This window comes from Photobacterium sp. HL06 (genome assembly GCF_059552575.1).
In genome coordinates, this window is sequence record NZ_CM183915.1 from 241,888 (window position 1) to 263,524 (window position 21,637).

Genomic DNA, 21,637 nt, shown 5'->3' on the forward strand with positions numbered 1-21,637 from the left:
TTATTGAACCCACTTTCCAGACTGTGGCCCAGCACCACTATAAATTCCTCACCACGACGAGGGGGAATACAATACCGGGCACCAACGATAGTTGAATAATATCAGCTAGATAATCTCTTTGTGTCATGTTTATATCAAAATCGATGTAAAACTAGGTAAAAGCCTAGTGCAGCATCACATAAACTACATGTGTAAAAAAGGAGCAAACATGTTCGCTCCTTTTTGATCTACTGTTTCTACCGCTCTCTATTTGGATGTCAGGTTCAAGGTTAAATCACCCGGCTTAATCCATCCTATTTTTCGCATGGCTTCAGCGATTACAAAAGTCAAAATAGCAGGCAGTACAAGGTGCATAAGTAAAACCGACGTATAGATCTCGCCACTCTCCCACCCAGCTGCATCTAAAGCGATAAACGACTGGATCTGCCCCACAAACCCCGATGTTCCCATTCCCGCCCCCAGAGGGGTATTTTCCATCGCAAACACCATTGTGGCGACCGGGCCTAGAATTGCAGAGCTCAGAATTGGCGGCAGCCAAATCTTATGGTTCCTGACAATATTTGGCATTTGCAACATAGAGGTTCCCAATCCTTGGGCCACTACACCAGCCCAGCGGTTTTCACGAAACCCCATTACCGCAAACCCCACCATCTGTGCGCAACACCCGACAGTGGCGGCACCAGCAGCCAGACCATTTAGGCTCAGCATAATTGCAATAGCCGCGCTGCTGATCGGCAGGGTCAATGCCATCCCCATCAATACGGCAACAATCATACCCATCAACAGAGGCTGTAGTTGCGTGGCATACATAATAATATCCCCCAGCGCAGTCATTAGCGCGCCGACCTGGGGACCAACAAGGCTGCCAACGGCAACACCAACAATGACTGTCACTGCCGGTGTTAGTAAGATGTCGACCTTCGTTTCATTGGCAACCAGTTTGCCACACTCCGTTGCCGCTACAGAGGCTATAAAAGCCCCAACAGGTCCGCCTAATGCAGCACCAGCTGCTCCTGCGGTTGTTGCAGAGAACAACACGAGAGGTGGCGCTTTCAGAGCATAGGCTATAGCAACACCAATTGCCGGGCCGGTCATCTGTTTGGCGATGGGCCATAGCGTCTCGGAAAAGAGCGGAATACCAAGCTTCATTCCCAGCGTATTCAAAATTGAGCCGATCAATAAAGAGGAAAATAATCCCAGTGCCATATAACTCATGGCATGAACGAAATATGTCCGGGCAGAAAAGTTTATGTTCTTTCGATGTAAAAAGTCACCGAACTTATTTTGTGCTAGCTGCATTGTAATACGTCACTGTATAAAAAAACTGTTTGGTCGATGTAAGCAAAAAATCAAAGTCGCTGATTCTACATCACTACACTCAAGCGAGCCATATTCAACCCCGGAGCAACTCTTGTTTTGGCAATAATATTGACAACATGCCTAGTGGACATCGCTCGCATTTCTTTTCATCACACTTTACCGGCAATAGCACCAGTTCAAGCGCACAGCACATATTCAGCAATATACCCAAGACAAATATTTACTCATTCATTCAACAACCATAACGTCAAACTTCAGATGCTGTTCAGTGAACCCGCCACACCATGGAGTCATTACAATGAAAATACCCTTTCCTACAACTGGGTCCTCTAGCCTATCTCGGCTGGCTGCTGCCATAACCCTTATACTCAGCCCTTTCCACCTAGAGGCAGAAAGTGCACCGGACATCATGAAAGCCCGAAGCTACAATGCGGAGATATTTTCAGAAACAGTAGCAACCCAAGACACAGTCAGTGCTTTTTTTGTCAGTGAAAAACTAGATGGTATACGTGCTTTCTGGACCGGAAAGCAATTAGTGACCCGCTCAGGAACAATTATTCACGCGCCAGCCTGGTTTAGCGCCTCATTGCCCAGCCACATCCCGCTGGATGGTGAACTGTGGGCGGGCCGAGATTCATTTCAGCAAGTCGCTACCACTGTGTTAGATAAAGCCCCCAATGATGCGCAATGGAAGCAGATAAAATTCATGGTGTTTGACCTACCTGCAAGTTCCGATCGTTTCGAACAGCGCCTGAAACAACTTACCAGTGTCATTACCGATATTGACCAGCCTCATATTCAAGCCATTCCGCATTTTTCTTACCAAAGCCAGACGGCGCTGAATAGTAAACTTGAACAAGTCACCCAAGCTAAAGGGGAAGGGTTGATGCTGCACCATAAAAACAACCTCTATCATCAAGGACGCTCTGATAAATTGCTCAAAATGAAACACCACCAAGATGCAGAAGCCGTGGTTATTGGGTATGAAGAAGGAAACGGGAAATACAGCAGAAAAATGGGGGCTATTTGGGTACTGACAGCAGACAACATTAAGTTCAAAATCGGTTCAGGCTTCACCGATGAAGAACGTGAACGTCCTCCCCTGCTGGGCTCAATCATCCAGTACCGCTACAACGGCTATACCAGCACGGGGCTCCCTCGTTTTGCCCGTTATTTGAGAACCCGGCCGACTCCCGAACTGTGATTATGGACTAGGATATACAAACACCTATCACCAGTGATATTACCCTGTTAGCGGCTGATATAAGAATAGATTTACAGAGATATTCATACTCGGTTCAATTAACTTCGGTTACAATCTATTTCATGAATATCAATAAACGATTACTCACAGCACTTTGCATGATTTCCTTATTAGCGCCAGTGGCTAACGCTGCCCCGACGCTAGAAATCGATGAAGATCATGACGATGTTATGGAAGCCGTTCAACAGGGGCTGATCCAGCCTTTTTCGGCCCTCAAGGCGACTGTCAGCAAACAACTTCACGGCCGGATAATAAAAGTTGAGCTGGAAGAAGATGATGATGTCTGGATTTATGAATTAAAGCTCATCGACCCCAACAACAATATTGTCAAAGTTGAATACGAAGCAAAAACGCTTTCTATTATCGAAATTAAAGGCCGTGGCCTGGAAAATATCATCAAGGTATCCGAATGAAAATACTTGTCGTAGAAGATGAAATCACCCTAGGCGAACAAATTGTCAGTGGCCTGGAGCATAGTGGTTGGGTCGCCGAGCTGTCTACCGATGGTATTGATGCGCTCTATCGAGCAACCTCTGAGCCTTGGGATGCTATCGTGCTTGATCTTGGCCTGCCAAAGCTCGATGGATTGACAGTATTAAAAGGGATCAGGGACGAAAATGTCAGTAGCCCTGTCGTTATCCTCAGCGCGCGAAATGAACTCACCCAACGAGTTGAGGGCCTGAATGCCGGAGCCGATGATTATCTGACCAAACCTTTCCAGATGGTAGAACTTGTTGCCCGCTTGCGTGCTCAGCTACGTCGTTCAACCGGCAATGCATCCCCGATTATTCAGGCCAGTGGCTTAAGCCTGGATACCCGCACCTCTAAAGTACTGTATCAAGGCGAAGCGATCGATTTAACCGCCTTAGAGTTTAAAGTACTGTCTTATATGATGCACAATTCTGACAAGGTGATTTCTCGCTCTGAGTTGGTCGAGCACATTTATAAACAGGACTTCGACCGAGATTCAAACACGATTGAAGTGTTCATCGGACGTATACGCCGTAAAATCGGTGGTGATGTGATTAAGACCGTTCGGGGGCTTGGATACCGCATCAATGCAGATTAACGCTCGTCACAAAAGCCTGCCAAGCCTACGCAGCCGCCTACTACTGGCTGCAACGGTATGGTTAATGGCGATCACACTCGCAGCTGGTTACTTGGTACCTAGCTTTATTAAAAGCTACCTCATTGACCAAGAAAAACAGCAGCTCTATCTCTATCTCGATGAGCTGACCGCGCTCGCCGATGTGGATCCTACCGGCAGGCTGTCACTGCCAAGTAAACTGTCTAATCCAAGGTTTCAATCACCGTACAGCGGCCTTTACTGGGCACTGACGGTCAATGACACCCAGATACGCTCCCGTTCACTGTGGGATACTAAAATTACAGGAAATGAGAAAGAGGGTTATCTTGGCCCTGACGAGCAATCCCTGCTCGTGGTTAAACGAAAATTCCTGCTACCTGAAATTGACGAGCCGGTAGAACTTGCCATCGCCGCTAACCAAGACAAATTAATGGCGACCTTACGGCAGCTAACCCATGGTTTATGGCTTATATTGCTCACAATGGCCGTTGGAATATTAGCCCTGACCTGGCTACAAGTCAGCTGGTCACTCTGGCCGTTGAAGAAGTTACAGCAAAACCTGAAAAACGTCCGTAACGGGAATTCAACCGAACTCACCGGCTTTTATCCAGCCGAAGTCAGGCCGGTAATTGATGACTTAAACGCACTCCTTTTCCATTACCAAGAGCTGTTAGAAAGAGCAAGAAACCATGCAGGGAACCTTTCTCACGCGCTAAAAACACCCATCGCGGTGTTAAATAATGAAGTCGCCCTATTGGATAACGACGCGCAGCACAAACTGTCTCCCCCGCTGCAGCAACTGCAACAGCACATCGATTACCATCTTGGTCGGGCCAGAATGGCAGGAGCAGCAAATATTCTGGCAGCAAAAACAGCACCATCAACACGTGTTGATGCGATTTCTCTGGCTATGGACAAAGTCTATGCACAGCGTAATGTCGTTTTAGTCAATGAGCTCGATAGCGATCTCAATGTCGCTGTCGAAAAGCGCGATCTCGATGAAATCATCGGTAACCTGATCGAAAACAGCTATAAATGGTCAAACAGCTTAATTCGGGTTCACCAAACAGACGGTACGGATCAGCAAGTTACTATTATTATTGAAGATGATGGCCCCGGTATTGATGCTAGTGAATATTCATCGGTACTAAAACGAGGTGTTCGCCTCGATGAAACCACGCCTGGCACAGGCCTTGGCCTCAACATAGTGAGTGAGCTGGCACACAGCTATAGGGGTAGCCTAACGCTCAGCGATAGCTCTCTGGGTGGCCTAAAAGCCGAGTTAGTATTGCCTCTACCTCGAAACTAAGTTCAGCAGACGCATTGAATGTGAAAAATGCAGCATAGTGCTGCATTTTTTACGCTTGCAATTGAGATGATTATTATACCAATCAGGATAAGTTAATGTTCAGATAATTGCGCAGGAAAAGTCACCTAAGACAAGGAAGAATTTGTAGTAACTAGTGGCTCTAATTACAAAAAATCTAACGCAGTAATAGGTGGCTTTAACCAGTAAGAATGATCAAGTACTTATGCTGATTGGTATTACACTGGCCAGAAAATCAGGTTTACAACACGAACGATAACCCCTACCACGAAGCAGCTCACCCCTAGGCGATACCACTTATACTCTGCGGTATCCATACCGACCCGCTTATAAAACATTTTAACGACACCCGACCAGTCGCTAGTTCGCTTACCATATTGCATAACACTCTTGGTAATGAGCAACAACCCAGACACAATCAATATCATTTCGGCAAAATTCATTGTGGTTTCCAGCATGACTTCTCCTTTCCTAGCTGTCATCCATCTATTACCAACATAGCGGATCAACCAAATTACACAATTAGACCAAAGTGGAAAGCAATGTGCTTATCTACCTCGATACTGTCACAGACTCCCCCTTCAGATTAGAGCAACCTTGTGGCTGATGGTATTGGTGTATTATTTAGGATGGACGATATAAAAGTGAATGCGGTGGCAGACAAGTGCCAATAGTTTTTATCAATAAGCGATAGCTGGCTGAAAATACAGATAAGTGTACCGATTAGTAGGCCTTTCGTGTAGAATCCAGCCCCCGGAATTATCAACGTACGATATCGAGGCGATATGCAATTACTCGAAGCCAAATTACATAAAATTGACCGTCATAATTACCGCAGCTACTCAAGCCTGCGTGGAGAATATCAATTCGTTGACTTCGACTTTTTTATCGATACAACACAGGCTGATCCCTATGCGCCAGCCTCACGTGTTCGTGCTCGCCGAAAGTGGTCATTAACTGATCTTGAATGGTTGAAAGAACAATCTGCAGATTATCAGCGTGCTGCACGTGACTTTATTGCCCGCCAATTTGCTGATCTGGCTCAGCAAATCAACGAAATTCAAATTGACCGTCCGGGCCAAGCTGTTCTCGACCGTACAGCAGTCGTCTTCGATGATGAGGCTATCGAGCTTCGATTCCGGGTTAACCTGCCAGCTGATGGCCGAACCATTATCGCCAAAAAGACAGCAAACCTGCTGACTTTTACCATGCCTAAAATCATCCGCCGCGCAACCATTGCCCGTGAGCTGCCGCTGGATGAAATGAAACGCCACTGTGAAACAGTTGAAGATCAAGTCTCGCTTCGCCGCCAGCTAAAAGAAAAAGGCCTTATGGCTTTCGTTGCTGACGAGAGTACTCTGCCTCGCCTGGCTGGTAACAGTGACTTGCCGATGGCTGATGCCGTACCGTTTGTTAGTCCGGAAAGCCTGGCTGTCATTTTAAATGCCCCTCACAAAGGGACACTACGCGGCATGGGGGTTCCTTTGGGGATCACAATGATCGTTGGTGGTGGTTTCCATGGTAAATCAACCCTACTCAATGCCATAGAAAACTCAGTCTATGATCATATTCCAGGCGATGGCCGCGAATATATTGTAACGGACGATACAGCATCAAAAATTCGCGCAGAAGATGGCCGCTGCGTTCACAATGTTGATCTCACGCCATACATCAGCAACCTGCCTATGGGCAAAGACACCAGTACTTTCAGCACACAAAATGCATCTGGCTCTACTTCTCAGGCATCTTGGCTGCAAGAGTCAATCGAATCAGGCGCAAAAGCGTTGCTGATTGACGAAGATACCTCAGCGTCAAACTTCATGATCCGTGACGAACGCATGCAGTCCCTGATCGCCAAAAGCGACGAGCCTATTACCCCGCTTGTCGATCGTATCTCACTGCTTCGCGATCAGCTAAACATCTCTGTACTACTGGTTATGGGTGGCTCTGGAGATTATCTGGATGTCGCTGATACTGTCATTCAAATGCACAACTACGAAGCTGTCGATGTAACAGCCAAAGCACGTGAAGTGGTTGCGTCTCACCCGACGCGCCGTCAACTTGAAGGCTCTGAAGAAATCCGTCGTCCCCGTACCCGCAAGGTTAACCGTACTGCCCTGCAAACCATGCTGGAAGACGGTAAATTCCGAATTCAGGTAAAAGATAAATCATCGCTACGCTTCGGCCGCGAATTTATCGATTTGCAAGCACTAGAGCAAGTTGCCGACTCGAGCCAGCTTCATGCTGTTGGGTGGCTTTGGTTCCAGCTAGCACAGGGCAAAGGCTGGGAAAATAACCCAAGCAAGGCGTTCCACCAGATGCTACACGATGACTGGTTCCGTATGATGCCTAACTATGGTGACCTGGCCAAGCCACGTGTGGTTGAAGTAATGGCCGTGCTTAACCGTATGCGAGCTGCTGAATTTAAGTAACACTGCATTATAAATAGTCATTATCCGAAGGCGACCCTATTTGCGGTCGCTTTTTTTTTGCTATGTTCGCATTATTCGGACGCTCGAATCTCTCCACATACCCCTCCTAAAGTGTTTATTAACGATAACTATACGGAACTTATCACCCAAAAAACTCAACAACCTGTTCCTTTGGTGTTGAATTTCGCTCGAATAACCAGTCACCGATCACAATTACATCAGTTGTCCAAATAAGTACTTTTCTACGTACTAGGATTATTTTGCTCATCGGAGGTCTAACAAGGAGAGTAAAATTGAAACGTCTCACTACCCTACTTTTAATTTGCATCATTTCATTTGCCAGCCAAGCCAGTACTACAGCTTCTGGCGTCAGCCAAAAAGGCTATACAGAAACTAAGTATCCAATTGTTTTAGTCCATGGATTATTCGGTTTTGATTCGCTGGCCGGTATTGATTACTTCTACGGTATTACGCAGGCTCTGAGCAAAAGCGGTGCAACCGTTTATGTTGCCCAAATATCTGCCACTAACAGTACCGAATTACGTGGCGAGCAATTGCTTGCCCAGGTTCAAGAAGTGCTCGCTGTCACTGGCGCCGAGAAAGTGAACCTTATTGGCCATAGTCATGGCGGACCTACAGCCCGTTATGTTGCCTCTGTTGCTCCAGAGCTCGTTGCATCCGTAACAAGTATCGGCGGGGTAAATAAAGGTTCCCGCGTCGCTGATATTGTACGTGGTACCGTTCCTGAAGGTTCACTGCCTGAAGGCATCGCGGTTACACTCGCAGAAGGACTCGTGACGCTTATCAACCTCCTGTCAGGTGGCAGCGATCTGCCGCAAGATCCGCTAGCCTCTCTGGCAGCCCTAACAACCGAAGGTTCACTGGCATTTAATCAAAAGTACCCAGAAGGTGTGCCCAGCTCGGCATGTGGAGAAGGTGACTATATCGCCGAGAATGGTGTTTATTACTACTCATGGACTGGCACCAGAAACTTTACCAATGCTTTGGATCCGACGGATGCCGCTATTGTCGTTCTAGGCCTGGCATTTGATGAAGAAAATGATGGTCTCGTCGGCCAGTGCAGTACTCATCTGGGCAAAGTTATCCGCGATGACTATAAGATGAATCACCTTGATGAGATCAACGGGTTATTAGGTATCACCCACCTGTTCGAAACCGCCCCGACCACGCTGTATCGCCAGCACGCTAACCGTCTGCAGCTACAAGGATTGTAAGTATGAAAAAGACCGCACTCGCTCTATTCTGTGTCGTTGTGGCTGCTGGTGCGGTCTATTACAACCATACATCAACCTCCGATGACCCTATAATCCAGGTTGCCTCGCAACAAGATACTCGCGTTGATACTGAATCGTCTCGTGACACATTTGAGTATTTTCTATCCAGTCTTGGTGAGGCTGATCTCAACACTCTCAAGGATAATTTTTATACCTATAACAGCGAGCAAGCCAACGCTTACCAGATCGACAAAGGCTTATTTCAACGCTTTATTAACTATAAGGCGGCCCTGCAAGATTTAGAACCAGCCACTATTGAAAGGCTCGATCTAGAGGCGATGCAACAGCTTAGTGATCAACTTATCACACTACAATTCCACTTTTTTACACCACAAGAACAACAGCAGTTATTTGCCGAAGAAAACCAGCTACGGAACTTGGCACTAAAACAGCTAGAACTCAAGCAGCAAACAATAAGTGACGAAGATTTCCTTAACTTATGGCAGCAAGAGATCGGCGAACTTTCCCCAGCTCTACAACAAAGCTACCGTAATGCCAGCTTGCTCACACAGCTCCAGCGTACCAAATCAATGGATGAGCAAGATCGCTACCTAGAGCAGCAGGCACTGGTTGGAACAGAAGCAGCCAATAGGCTTGAGGCCCTTGCCAAAGAACGAACAGAATTCCAAAAAACGATGGATCAATATTTTGAGCAACGTATGGCAATACAGTCAAATACGAGCCTAAGCAGTGAGGAGCAAGACTATGCAATACGCGAGTTGCGAAATATTACCTTCTCTTCAAACCAACTTCGCCGCGTTAAAGCTTTAGAAGTAATTCATCGTACGCAAGTTACAAGCAGCGAGAGCGGGTAGCAATACAATCTATCATTACAACAAATACTGAAAGTGCTATGTAGAGTGAACTGTCTGGAAAGCAATAGATAAAAAAACAGCGGGTAGTAAACACTACCCGCTGATTATATCGTGATCCTATTTTAGGCCCGCTTGAACTGAACCATCAGACGCTGCAGACCTTCCAAACGATCTACCAACATACGAGTACTTTCAACCGACATGTCACTGGTTTCAGACGTTGCTGAGGTCAATTCGCGAATATGCTCAATGTTTCTAGCAATTTCACCACTCACACCAGCCTGCTCTTCTACTGCGGAGGCTATCTGATGGCTACTATCCGTCACCTGATTGAGCATGTCATTAATTTCGTGTAAACGCTCTCCGGTCTCAATGGCCTGCTGGCGACAATGTTCAGACAGCTCACCACCACGCTCAACCGCTTCCACCGCTTGTTTTGCCGTAGCTTGCAGGCGATCAATCATTTGATGGATTTCACCTGTAGATGATTGCGTTTTTTGTGCCAATGAACGCACTTCATCAGCTACCACTGCGAACCCTCGGCCTGCATCACCGGCACGAGCGGCTTCAATCGCAGCATTCAGGGCCAGCAAGTTGGTTTGATCTGCAATCGAACCGATAACATCAAGGATACCCTCAATTTGACGGCTACTTTCAGACAAAGCATTAATAACCTGTTTTGAGTTATCAAGCTCACTATGAAGAGAGAGTACAGACTCAATCGTTGTTTCAACACTGGTTTGACCGCTACCGGCCATTTCCTGAGCCTGGAAAGTCAACGTCGATGCCTGGGCTGCGCTTTCTGCCACTTCCCTCACTGTCGATGACATTTGTCCCATTGCCACACTAACCTGCTCTGTCGCTTCGGCCTGCTGGGATAGGTTGGTTTTGATCTGCTGGGTATTGGCAAACTCATCTTCAGCAGAAATTAGAATATCACCAGAAGTTTCACTTGCCCTACCAACAATCGCTCTAAGTTCAGCCTTCCGCATTCTCAATGCCAGCTCAACGACTGAGAAATCATCTTTCTTGCCAGTATAGATAGGCTCCATGACGGGGTTATCATAGGCTTTTTTAGCCAGCTCTTGCACAGTCGTTAATCGAGACTGGGAATAGGCACTGATCCCTAAACCTGCTAATAGCAGCATCGGTATCAAAACAGAAAACAAAAGAGGGACATCGACAAAAATCTGTACCGCAGATAACAGTAGCGCCAGGAATAATACGCTATTAAGCCATAATCCCTGGCGAAACCTGAACTTTTTATCCGCTGCTGAGCCGCTGTCTAACTCTTTATACGCATCAATGGCCCGTTGTACTTCTTCTTCCTTGGGGCGGCTACGAACAGACTGGTATTCAACAACCTCTCCATTTTCATTAGTGATTGGGGTAACAAAAGCAGATACCCAGTAATAGTCTCCATTCTTACAGCGATTTTTAACAATACCCATCCAGCTTTTGCCAGCGCGGGCATATTGCCATAACTGTTCAAACGCTTTCTTAGGCATATCGCCATGACGTACTAAATTATGAGGCTTACCAACCAGTTCTTCTTCGCTATAGCCAGCAACATCGCAAAAGCTCTGGTTCGCATAGCTAATATGGCTCTGTGGATCGGTCGTAGATATCAAATCTAACGCAGCAGAGTAATCAACCGCCTTACCGCCACGACTTGCTGAGGCTTGGTTTACTGTTCTTGTCATTATTATCTCTATTTTTTATTAGCATTTTTTTTATACAAAGCAATTTTGCTTTTGCCATGAAAAAACCTTGCCATGCCATTGTGACATTAATTCCATTCTAACAACTTGATGTAAATTAATTTGACGCAAAAATGTCAAAAAAAGGACATAACAGCAATAATTTATGTATCTGTTGCACCCTGTATTATTGAAATTTGATATATGACAAAAAAACCCGTGATCTTGATCACGGGTTTTTGTTAGTAGACGAAACTGTTATTTCTTCGAGAATGATAGAAATACAGTCGATAGCGGAGGTAGATCGAGTTTAATTGAGTGCGTTAAACCATGACTTGGCTCATTGGCAGTATGAACAGATTGGGTAACAGGTGCCTGGCTGCCCCAGTACTTTCCATCATCCGAGTTCAATAATAACTGGTACTCACCCGCCTCAGGTACACCTAGGGTATAGCCTTGGCGAGGAATTGGGGTAAAGTTCGAAACAACCAGTACCTTATCACCATTAAGCGCCAATCGCTCATGGGCCAGAATACTCTGCTCGGCATCGTCTTGAACTCGCCACTCAAAGCCTTCCGGTGCACAATCTTGCTCAAACAGTGCTGGGGTGCTGGTATACAGCTTGTTCAGATCACGAACCAGTGCCTGCGTGCCACTATGTCTCGGATATTGTAGCCAATGCCATTCCAGCTGGCCTTCATGAGCCCACTCGGCACTTTGTGCTATCTCGGCTCCCATGAAGTTTAGCTTCTTACCGGGTTGACCATACATGTAACCCATAAATGCGCGCAGGTTGGCAGATTGCTGCCACTCGTCACCCGGCATTTTGTTCAGCAGCGAGCCTTTGCCATACACCACTTCATCATGAGACAAAGACAGAACATAGTTTTCGCTGAAGGCATATACCATCGGGAAGGTAATTGTGTCATGGTGGTATTTACGGTGAACAGGCTCTTCTTTGATATAAGAAAGGCTGTCATGCATCCAGCCCATGTTCCACTTAAATCCGAAACCCAATCCGCCCATATCGGTAGGCTTGGAAACACCAGGATACGCCGTCGACTCTTCAGCAATGGTCATTGCATTAGGGTAATGACGGTAAACCTCCTCGTTCATCCAGCGTAATAGGCTAACCGCATCAAAGTTGACGTTGCCGCCTTCGTGGTTAGGGATCCACTGGTCATGCTCACGTGAATAATCAAGGTAAAGCATTGAAGCGACCGCATCGACGCGCAGGCCATCAATATGATAATGCTCAAACCAGAACAAGGCGTTTGATACGAGGAAACGGCGAACATGATCACGGCCATAATCGTAGATATAGCTTTGCCAGTCCTGGTGCCAGCCACGGCGTGGATCCGGGTCGTGAAACAGTGCAGTACCGTCAAAGTTAGCCAAGCCATGATCATCTGACGGGAAGTGCGCTGGTACCCAGTCAAGTACGACACCTATTTCGGCCTGGTGACACTGGTCAACAAAATACTTGAAATCATCCGGCGTACCGTAACGGCTACTTGGTGCAAACAGGCCAATTGGCTGATAGCCCCATGAACCATAGAACGGATGCTCAGAAATTGGCATCAGCTCAACATGGGTATAGCCCATATCCATCAAGTAAGGGATCAGCTCATCAGCAAGTTCGCGATAAGTGAGGAAATCACCATTTTCCTTGGTGCGCCATGACCCCGCATGCAGCTCATAGAATGAAAGGGCTTGCTGATGTTTGGCAGTCACCGGGCGTGACTGCCACTTACTGTCATTCCACTGATAACGAGACTGATCGTAGATTTTCGAAGCAAAAGACGGATATTGCTCTGAGTAATACCCCCATGGATCAGCCTTATGCGGAAGGCCGTTGCCATCACTGTCTTTTAGCTCAAACTTATACAGTTCATTCTCTTCAAGATCTGGAATAAATAAGCCCCAGAGGCCATTATCCAGTTTCTGAAGCGGGTGACGACGGCCATCCCACGCATTAAACTGACCAACAACACTCACTGCCGACGCGTTAGGGGCGAAAATCAGAAAGCGAACACCTGACACTGGCTTACTGCCTTTGTTCAAGGTGATCAACTGCGCACCCATCTCACTGTGCATGAGAGAAGGTGTAGTTAAGGCTTCGCCTGATGGTAGCAGATTGTGAAACTGGTAAGGGTCGTAGAGAGTTTGCTCGCCTTCCGGCCAGCGAATGTCTAGTTGATAAATAGCAGTGGTAAAGTCCGTATCACCTTCCAGAATGAAGCCGCTATCGGCTTCTCGGGTTAAAGTGAAACGATCACCGTTTTCTGTTACTGCAACAACACTTTCAGCCCCAGGCATCCACACGCGAAGCGCGATACCTTGAGGCTGATACTGAGGGCCTAGAAAAGAAAATGGGTCTGGGAATGCAGCTCTTTCGAGCTGCACATATTCCTTATCACTGCGGGTCACTGTCAGTGTGTCCAACGCATTACTCCTGGTTAGATATTTGTGAAGCTTTCTCTCGTGTTTCAGTCAAACGTCGAGTTAAGTCAACAATATTCTGGCGAGTAAAGATATCGTCTAAGGTAGTAGAAAGCTTACGACGCCAGTTTGGATACTCATCGACGGTTCCTGGAATATTTACTGGCTGGTCCATTTCTAGCCAGTCTTCAAGCTGAAGGCTAAGTAGCGCACTTGAACTTGCAGCCAAGTGCAATTGCATGCCTTCACTCAGGTGCTGATCCATTGGTACATATGCAGCATCTTGCCCAACACCTTCAGGAAGATAACCATGCCAAGCCAAACTATCAAGGATTTTTTGCTTACTTTCAGCTCGGCTGACAAATAGGCCCGCTAACTGTTCTTTATTAGGGTATAAACCAAGCTCTTCGCCCATTTTAAGATCATCACAGTGCCAGAAGCCACGCAGTGTTGGCATGTCATGGGTACACAGTGCAGCCATCGATTGTGCCGGGTAATGTGATGGTGAATAGAAACCACCATCTTCAGCCGTTTCGAAGAAGAAGACCTTGTATGAGTGAATACCCGCTGTAGATAGCTTCTCAACGATCTCGTCAGGGACAGTACCCAAATCTTCACCGATCACGGTGCACTCATAACGATGACTCTCCAGCGCCAGGATAGACATCATGTCTTCTACCGGGTAGTACATGTACGCCCCGTCTTGTGCACCTTCACCCTTAGGGATCCACCATAGGCGTAGCAAGCCTAATACGTGGTCAATACGCAACGCACCGCAACTACGCATGTTAGCGCGAAGCAGCTGAACAAATGGTTCGTAAGCGGTTTCCTTCAGAGCATCAGGATTTAGTGGAGGAAGCCCCCAGTTCTGACCCAAAGGACCGAGAATATCTGGTGGCGCGCCCACGCTAACGTCTTGACATAGGGCACCATGATCTGCCCATGTTTCAGCCCCCGAGTCACAGACACCGACAGCCAGGTCACGGTAAAGACCCATTGCCATGCCTTTCTCTTCGGCCAGTTCATTAACTTCAGCCAGCTGGGTATCAGCCAACCACTGAAGATACATAAACAACTGAACTTTCTTGAAGTTTTTCTTGATAAAAGTCTGTACAGACGGATTATCAAAATGACGGTACTCTTCAGGGAATACCGGCCAGCCCCATACTGAGTCATCTTCTTTCTTCAGTTCAGCATGGAGGGCATCAAACGCTGCCTGATGAAGCAGGCTCTCACCACCCTGTTCAACGAACTCTAGGAACTGTTGGGCACGAGACGTCTTGATGTCTAGGTGACGTTCACAGAAAGTGTCAAACAGCAAAGGTAGTACGGCCATTTTCAGGCAAGATACTTCACTGTAATTAACCCAGTTAGCGTTACGCGCTTCAACCAGGCGCTGCTGGAACTCAGGGCTTCCCACCAGCTGTTGTGCTTCATCACACTGACCAAACTCAGACACTGAGCTCACATCAATGTACATCAGGTTCAGCCAACGACGTGAAGATGGGCTGTATGGGCTTGCACCTTCCGGGTTAGCTGGGAATAAGGAATGAATCGGGTTGAGACCAACAAAATCACCACCGCGAGCAGCAACATCGGCAACCAATTGTTTCAGATCACCGAAATCACCAATCCCCCAGTTGTGATTAGTGCGAATTGAATACAGCTGAACGCTGGTACCCCACAGTTTCTTGTTATCTTGCAGGGCATCCTGCTTGTAACAAGACTGAGGAGTGACGATCAAAGTCATTTCAAACGGAGATTTACGACGCTTGCGGAACACTTCAAGCTTGTGATAACCCCATTCAAGATCATCAGGCAAAGCGAAAACCAATGGGCCACCGCTTGCACGCTCGTCGCTGATCAGCTGAGATTGCAACCAGCCTTCCATGACTTCGCCCTGCTCTGTTTTCAGACGCCAGCTAAAGTCACTGATGCGCGCACTTTGACCAAGGTGCATAGCAATGCGCATTGGCTCACCGCTACGCACTACCTGTACAGGTGCAAGGACATCAGGACGTTGTTTTTTATTTGCTGACTCAAGCAATGCTTCGTCGTTTTTGGTGTCGTAACCAAGCGCTTCCAACAGACGACGGATCGTCTCGTTCTCAACCTTGGCTTCATCTCCCCAAGCACTGACATAGCTATCTGCAATACCTACCATGTCAGCAACTTGTTTTAATACTTGATCGTCTTTCATCGTTTTCTCCGATAGCGGCCTTGCGGCCGCTACGATGTTAGGGTTTTGCTGATATCAATTCAGACTCTAAATCACCAAAGGGGGTGAATTAACGGTTTACTGGTTCTAGCTTCCAGATGTTATTGGCGTAGTCTCGAATACTACGGTCTGAGCTAAACTTGCTCATCAATGCTGTATTTAGAATTGCTTTGCGTGCCCAGTTTTTCTGGTCACGGTATTCAGCATCGATTTTCTCGTGAGTTTTCACGTAGTCGGCAAAGTCAGCCAGTACCAGGTAAGGGTCACCACCGTCCAGCAGGTTATGGCGAATCGCCGCCAGCTGGCCAGGTTTGCCTGGTGTGAACTCATCAGTTTCCAATAGATCCAGTGCTGCGCGCAGTAAGCTATCAGCATGGTAATAACGGTAAGGGTCGTAGCCCTCTTCTTGAAGTTTTTGTACTTCATCAACCAATAGACCGAAGATGAAGATGTTCTCGTCGCCTAATTCTTCGCGCATCTCAACATTCGCACCATCCATCGTACCGATGGTCAGAGCACCGTTCATTGCGAACTTCATGTTACCGGTACCAGATGCTTCTTTACCTGCTGTAGAGATTTGCTCGGATACATCGGCAGCAGGGAACAGGATTTCCGCAAGGCTTACGCGATAGTCAGGAATAAATACAACCTTCAGCTTACCGGCAAGACGAGGGTCATTGTTCACCTTGTCGGCAATTTTGTTAATTGCGAAGATAATGTCTTTTGCAAGCGCATAACCTGGAGCCGCTTTAGCACCAAAGAAGAATACGCGCGGTTGCATATCGAACGTCGGATCATTGATCAGACGGTGGTACATCGACAGAATATGAAGCAAGTTCAGATGCTGACGCTTGTATTCGTGCAGACGTTTAATTTGGATATCAAAGATGGCATTGGTATCTAGCTCGATACCCATGTTTTCTTCAACCCAATTAGCCAAACGTTGTTTGTTCTCTTTCTTCACTGCCATGTAGCGCTTCTGGAACGCTTCATCTTCAGCGAACTTCTCAAGACCGGCAATTTTCTCTAACTTTTTCGGCCAGTCGTTACCCACTTTCTCACTGATAAGTGCAGAAAGACCAGGGTTACAGTATTTGATCCAACGACGTGGGGTTACACCATTCGTTACGTTTTGTAGACGACCTGGGTACAGTTCGTTGAATTCAGGGAACAGGTCGCGTTTAACCAGTTCAGAGTGAAGAGCCGCGACACCGTTAACGGCATACGTACTTACAACACATAGGTTAGCCATGCGAACCATACGTTGCGGGCCTTCCTCAATGATAGATAGCTTGCGCTTCACTTCATTGTTGCCTGGCCATGTCTCTTCTACCAACGTCATGAAGCGGTGGTTAATTTCGAAGATGATTTCCATGTGGCGTGGCAACATCTGAGAAATCAGAGCTTCACTCCACGTTTCCAATGCTTCTGGAAGTAGCGTGTGGTTAGTGTAGGCAAATGTCTTAGAAGAAATTTCCCAAGCCGCATCCCAACCTAGCTTGTATTCGTCAATCAGAATACGCATCAGCTCAGGGATGGCGATAGTTGGGTGAGTATCGTTAAGCTGAATAGTTTCAAGCTTAGCCAAGTCTTCAATCTTGTTACCTGCACCGATATGGCGGCGAAGGATATCAGCAACTGAACATGCACAGTGGAAATACTGCTGCATCAGACGCAGTGCTTTACCTTGGTCATGGTTGTCATTCGGGTAAAGAACCTTAGTAACGTTACCAGCTTCAAGTGCTGAGTACTGAGCGCCAACATAGTCACCGTCGTTGAAACGCGCCAGGTTGAAAGGTGCATTAGAACGGCATTCCCACAAACGCAGCGGGTAAACGCTCTTGTTGTCGTAACCGACAATCGGTAGATCCCAAGCAACACCTTCTACCGTCATGCCCGGTACCCAACGGCGGCATGCATTGCCATTTTCGTCAGTGTACGATTCAACATGACCGTAAAGGCTCACTGTTTGCGAAAGCTCAGGGCGAATCACTTCCCATGGGTAACCTTCAATACCGCGCCATGCATCAGGCGCTTCTACTTGGCGACCTTCAACAAAAGACTGGCGGAACAAACCGTATTCATAGTGCAGGCCGTAACCTACTGCTGGGTATTCTTGTGCCGCTAGTGAGTCCATGAAACATGCAGCCAGACGGCCCAGGCCACCATTACCCAGTGCGGGATCACGTTCTTCTTCAAGTAGATCAGTCAGGTTGTGACCCATCTCTTCCATTGCTGCTGCAACGTCTTCATACAGGCCCATGCTGATCAGGTTGTTACCTGTCAGACGGCCAATTAGGAACTCTAAAGAAAGGTAGTTAACGCTACGCGCTTTCTCTTCTGCTAGTTTTTTTTCTGTTTCTAGCAGGTTGCCGGTGCTGATTTCTGCAAGTGCACGGCCCATCGCCAGGTACCAACTACGTGGTGTGGCAGTTTCTGCTGTATTTGCATACGTCGTTGTTAGGTGTTTTTCTACAGCCGCTTTAAATGCTGTTTTATCAAATTGTTGTGTCTGACCATTTTTAGACATGGTTCAATCTCTCTCTGGGATTATTTCCAACTGGTGACTATGTTGCCTACATTTGTCTGTTAAAACATCCTCCCGGCAAGGGGAGGATTAGGGATGAGTGGGAGGGGCGTAGTTACCCAATCCCCCCCCTTAATGTGACCTCCAGCAAAATTTCGAGGTGTAGACAGCTACCTCAAAATCAAACAATGCAACTTGATTCACAAAAACAGATTAAAACACATGCGCAACAAGGGGCTTATTTTTTGATGAATGTTTCAATATATGTGAAGTGACTCATATTTCTAGGGATGAGAAAGCATAGAATTGCTGCTTTCAGCATTAAGGTGGGTAAAGTTATGGCTCAGATCAAATGTCGCAAAAAAAATATATTGCATGATTTTAATTGCCCCATGACATAAAGCTCACCTAAAACCTGTGTGAAAACGGGGAATTAATACCTAAGAGCTTTCAATGGAACCTGAAACCTTACATAAGATAGCAAGACTATGTGGATACCATCTAAACTGACTCGCCCGGCACGCCTTCACAATGCGATACTTCGTCCTCGCTTGCTGGAAGCACTTGATCAGGCACCTTTTTACCGTCTTGTTCTATTCCGTTCTCCAGCGGGTTACGGCAAAACAACCATGGCTGCACAATGGTTGAATGAACACCCCCATACTGGCTGGTTCAACATCGATGAAAACGACAACGACACATTCCGGTTTGCAAATTACCTGCTGCAATCTATCAATAAGGCTACAGATAATGCCTGCCTGAAAACGCAGGCGATGGCAGAACGCCGACAGTTTGCCTGTATGTCGACACTCTTTAGTGAGTTATTCGGTGAACTTAGCAACTACCATGAACAAACCTACTTGGTATTAGACGATTACCATGTCATCAATAACGATGACATTCATGACGGGATGCGATTCTTCCTGAAGAACATGCCCGATAACCTCACTCTCGTCGTTACCAGCCGTACCCTTCCACCGTTGGGCACAGCCAACCTGCGTGTACGAGATCTATTAATTGAAGTCGACAACGACCTATTGGCATTCGATGAAGAAGAGACCGAGCGTTTCTTTAACAAGCGTGTCACCGACAGTGTTGAATCAGACGTACTCAAGACACTACGAGAGCAAGTAGAAGGCTGGCCATCAGCACTCCAGCTTATCGCCCTTCACGCTCAGCAAAGGCCTAATAACCTGGTCGAATCTGCCGTCTCAATGGCCAGCTTCAATCGTGGCCACCTATGGGATTACTTGGCTGAAGAGGTGTTTGACCAACTCGATCGTGAAACTCAGCAGTTCTTATTGCAATGTTCTGTACTGGATATGTTCAATGCCGAACTGGTTACCGATCTGACAGGACGAAGCGATGCCTTGGCGATGCTAGAGTCGCTTAATCGCTTTGGTTTATTCCTCAATACCTTGGAAGGCGATAACAACTGGTACCGCTTCCATAACCTGTTTGCTGAGTTTCTACGTCACCAACGTTATTCGCAAATTCCTCAACAGCGCTCAGAACTCCACACCCTGGCAGCAAAAGCCTGGCTGAAACAAAATTCGCCCCAACAAGCACTACTGCACGCCCAAAAGAGTGAAGACAAAAGCCTGAGTATCGAAATCCTCTCGGATTATGGCTGGGAAATGTTCCACCACGGCGAGCTTAAGCTACTTGAAGACAGTATCGGCTTACTAGAAAGAGACGAGCTGTTCAACACCCCTCGTCTGGCACTGCTCCGACTTTGGCTAATGCAAAGCCAGCACCGCTATAACGACGTTGGGGAGCTGATTGTTGAGTCAGAAGCAGAAATGCACAAGCACAACATTACTCTTGACGATGCCATCCAAGGTGAGTTTAATGCGCTTCGAGCCCAGGTAGCCATTAACCAAAGCAAGCCTGAAGATGCCCTCATACTGTCTGAACAAGCATTGGGCCAGTTACCTTCAACCACTTATCGTAGCCGAATTGTCGCGACTTCAGTCGTGGGTGAAGTTCATCACTGCCTAGGAAATCTAAGCCGTGCGCTGCCAATGATGCAGCAAACTGAGAAAATGGCACGCCAGTACCATGTATACCATCAAGCTCTGTGGGCGCTATTGCAACAGAGTGAAATTCTGCTAGCACAAGGCTATGTTCAGTCTGCCTATGAGCTGCTGGATCAAGCGTTCAAGTTGGTTAAGGAACAGCATCTGCAGCAAGTTCCCCTGCATGAATTCCTGCTGCGCCTGCGAGCCCAGATCCTCTGGTGTTGGAACCGCCTGGACGAAGCAGAAGAAGCTGCACTGAAAAGCCTTGAAGTACTCGCTCCTTTTGATGAAACCAAGTCACTTCATGCCTATTCAATGCTGGCCAGAATTGCGATTACTCGTGGTGAGCAGGACAAAGCTGCTCGTTACCTCGAGCTCTGCAATAGCATGATGGATAGATCTGATTACCATATCGACTGGCGAGCCAATACGGATTTGGCGAACCTCTTTTACTGGCAAATAAAAGGCGATACAGACAGTATTCAAAGCTGGCTCGACAAAGCCGAAGAGCCTGAAGCCGCATGTAACCACTTCCAGCAGCTGCAATGGCGCAACATTGCACGTGCTTGTTTGAATGTGGGTGAATTGGAACGCTCTCAGGTAATTCTAGATATGCTGCTTGAAAACTGTGATAGGCATAACCTGATCACAGACAAGAACCGTAACCTTGTGGTACAAGCAGTGCTAAGTAAACGTATGGGAGTAAGAGAAAAAGCCCTCGAGCAACTTAAAGAAGCGCTGGTTCTGACCAACAGCACGGGTATGGTTGGGATTTTCTTATGTGATGGTGGTGAAATATGTGACTTATTGCACGAATTGGTTGAAGGGAAAGCCCTCAACGAACTTGAACTGCATCGAGCACGCCAACTTTTACGCGAAATGACCAGTAAAGAACGTAACCGTTCAGTACACTTTGATGAGAGTTTTGTTGAAAAGCTACTCAACCTGCCAGATGTACCCGAATTGATACGAACCAGTCCGCTGACCCAACGTGAATGGCAGGTGCTGGGGCTTATCTATACAGGTTACAGCAATGAACAAATTGCCTCTGAGCTCGATGTCGCATCAACAACGATTAAGACGCATATTCGAAATCTGTACCAGAAGCTGAATATCGCCAATCGCCAGCAGGCCATCGAAACGGCAGAGAACTTACTCAAACTCATGGGCTTCTAACCAAAGCGAAGCT

The 21,637-nt window shown here is 47.0% G+C and carries 14 protein-coding genes; 8 read left to right on the plus strand and 6 right to left on the minus strand.

Annotated features, from left to right (window positions below):
* Positions 1-246: 246 nt before the first annotated feature.
* Complete coding sequence (locus tag AC51G0_RS19680; RefSeq protein WP_496303343.1) at positions 247-1,206, minus strand: PTS sugar transporter subunit IIC; 960 nt, start codon at positions 1,204-1,206, stop codon at positions 247-249.
* Positions 1,207-1,618: 412 nt separating this feature from the next.
* Between AC51G0_RS19680 and AC51G0_RS19685 the strand changes: the two genes are divergently transcribed.
* The 4 genes from AC51G0_RS19685 (at position 1,619) to AC51G0_RS19700 (ending at position 4,980) form a co-directional block, all read left to right on the plus strand.
* Complete coding sequence (locus AC51G0_RS19685; protein WP_496303344.1) at positions 1,619-2,524, plus strand: DNA ligase; 906 nt, start codon at positions 1,619-1,621, stop codon at positions 2,522-2,524.
* 122 nt (positions 2,525-2,646) lie between these two features.
* Entirely contained in the window at positions 2,647-2,997 is a 351-nt protein-coding gene (locus AC51G0_RS19690; protein ID WP_496303345.1) for a PepSY domain-containing protein, read from the plus strand.
* Positions 2,994-3,653 carry a response regulator transcription factor gene (locus AC51G0_RS19695; RefSeq protein WP_496303346.1) on the plus strand — a complete coding sequence of 220 codons (660 nt, stop codon included), beginning with the start codon at positions 2,994-2,996 and terminating at the stop codon, positions 3,651-3,653. The genes AC51G0_RS19690 and AC51G0_RS19695 overlap by 4 nt, the downstream gene beginning before the upstream one ends.
* Positions 3,643-4,980, plus strand: coding sequence for an ATP-binding protein (locus AC51G0_RS19700; protein ID WP_496303347.1), 1,338 nt, complete (start codon positions 3,643-3,645; stop codon positions 4,978-4,980). Before AC51G0_RS19695 ends, AC51G0_RS19700 begins: the two co-directional genes overlap by 11 nt.
* A gap of 236 nt (positions 4,981-5,216) precedes the next feature.
* On the opposite strand, the gene AC51G0_RS19705 is transcribed toward AC51G0_RS19700, so the two are convergent.
* Positions 5,217-5,453, minus strand: a complete 237-nt coding sequence (locus AC51G0_RS19705; RefSeq protein ID WP_496304155.1) for a hypothetical protein — start codon at positions 5,451-5,453, stop codon at positions 5,217-5,219.
* 330 nt (positions 5,454-5,783) lie between these two features.
* On the opposite strand from AC51G0_RS19705, the gene AC51G0_RS19710 reads away from it, so the two are divergent.
* The 3 genes from AC51G0_RS19710 (at position 5,784) to AC51G0_RS19720 (ending at position 9,540) form a co-directional block, all read left to right on the plus strand.
* Positions 5,784-7,430, plus strand: coding sequence for a P-loop domain-containing protein (locus AC51G0_RS19710; protein WP_496303348.1), 1,647 nt, complete (start codon positions 5,784-5,786; stop codon positions 7,428-7,430).
* Positions 7,431-7,750: 320 nt separating this feature from the next.
* Entirely contained in the window at positions 7,751-8,665 is a 915-nt protein-coding gene (locus tag AC51G0_RS19715; RefSeq protein ID WP_496304156.1) for a lipase family alpha/beta hydrolase, read from the plus strand.
* 2 nt (positions 8,666-8,667) lie between these two features.
* The gene (locus AC51G0_RS19720) at positions 8,668-9,540 is read left to right on the plus strand and encodes a lipase secretion chaperone (RefSeq protein WP_496303349.1); all 873 of its coding nucleotides are present in this window, start codon (positions 8,668-8,670) and stop codon (positions 9,538-9,540) included.
* A 122-nt stretch (positions 9,541-9,662) separates the two neighbouring features.
* On the opposite strand, the gene AC51G0_RS19725 is transcribed toward AC51G0_RS19720, so the two are convergent.
* The 4 genes from AC51G0_RS19725 to AC51G0_RS19740 form a co-directional block, all read right to left on the minus strand.
* On the minus strand, positions 9,663-11,243 hold the full coding sequence (locus AC51G0_RS19725) for a methyl-accepting chemotaxis protein (protein WP_496303350.1): 1,581 nt from the start codon (positions 11,241-11,243) through the stop codon (positions 9,663-9,665).
* A 255-nt stretch (positions 11,244-11,498) separates the two neighbouring features.
* Positions 11,499-13,685, minus strand: a complete 2,187-nt coding sequence (gene glgB / locus AC51G0_RS19730; RefSeq protein ID WP_496303351.1) for a 1,4-alpha-glucan branching protein GlgB — start codon at positions 13,683-13,685, stop codon at positions 11,499-11,501.
* 4 nt (positions 13,686-13,689) lie between these two features.
* Entirely contained in the window at positions 13,690-15,882 is a 2,193-nt protein-coding gene (malQ, locus tag AC51G0_RS19735) for a 4-alpha-glucanotransferase (RefSeq protein WP_496303352.1), read from the minus strand.
* Between the two features lie 88 nt (positions 15,883-15,970).
* The gene (locus tag AC51G0_RS19740; RefSeq protein WP_496303353.1) at positions 15,971-18,430 is read right to left on the minus strand and encodes a glycogen/starch/alpha-glucan phosphorylase; all 2,460 of its coding nucleotides are present in this window, start codon (positions 18,428-18,430) and stop codon (positions 15,971-15,973) included.
* A gap of 485 nt (positions 18,431-18,915) precedes the next feature.
* Here AC51G0_RS19740 and malT point away from each other — a divergent pair, with 485 nt between their 5' ends.
* A complete protein-coding gene (gene malT / locus AC51G0_RS19745) occupies positions 18,916-21,624 on the plus strand; it encodes an HTH-type transcriptional regulator MalT (protein ID WP_496303354.1) in 2,709 nt (902 codons plus the stop codon).
* The last annotated feature ends 13 nt before the right edge of the window (positions 21,625-21,637 follow it).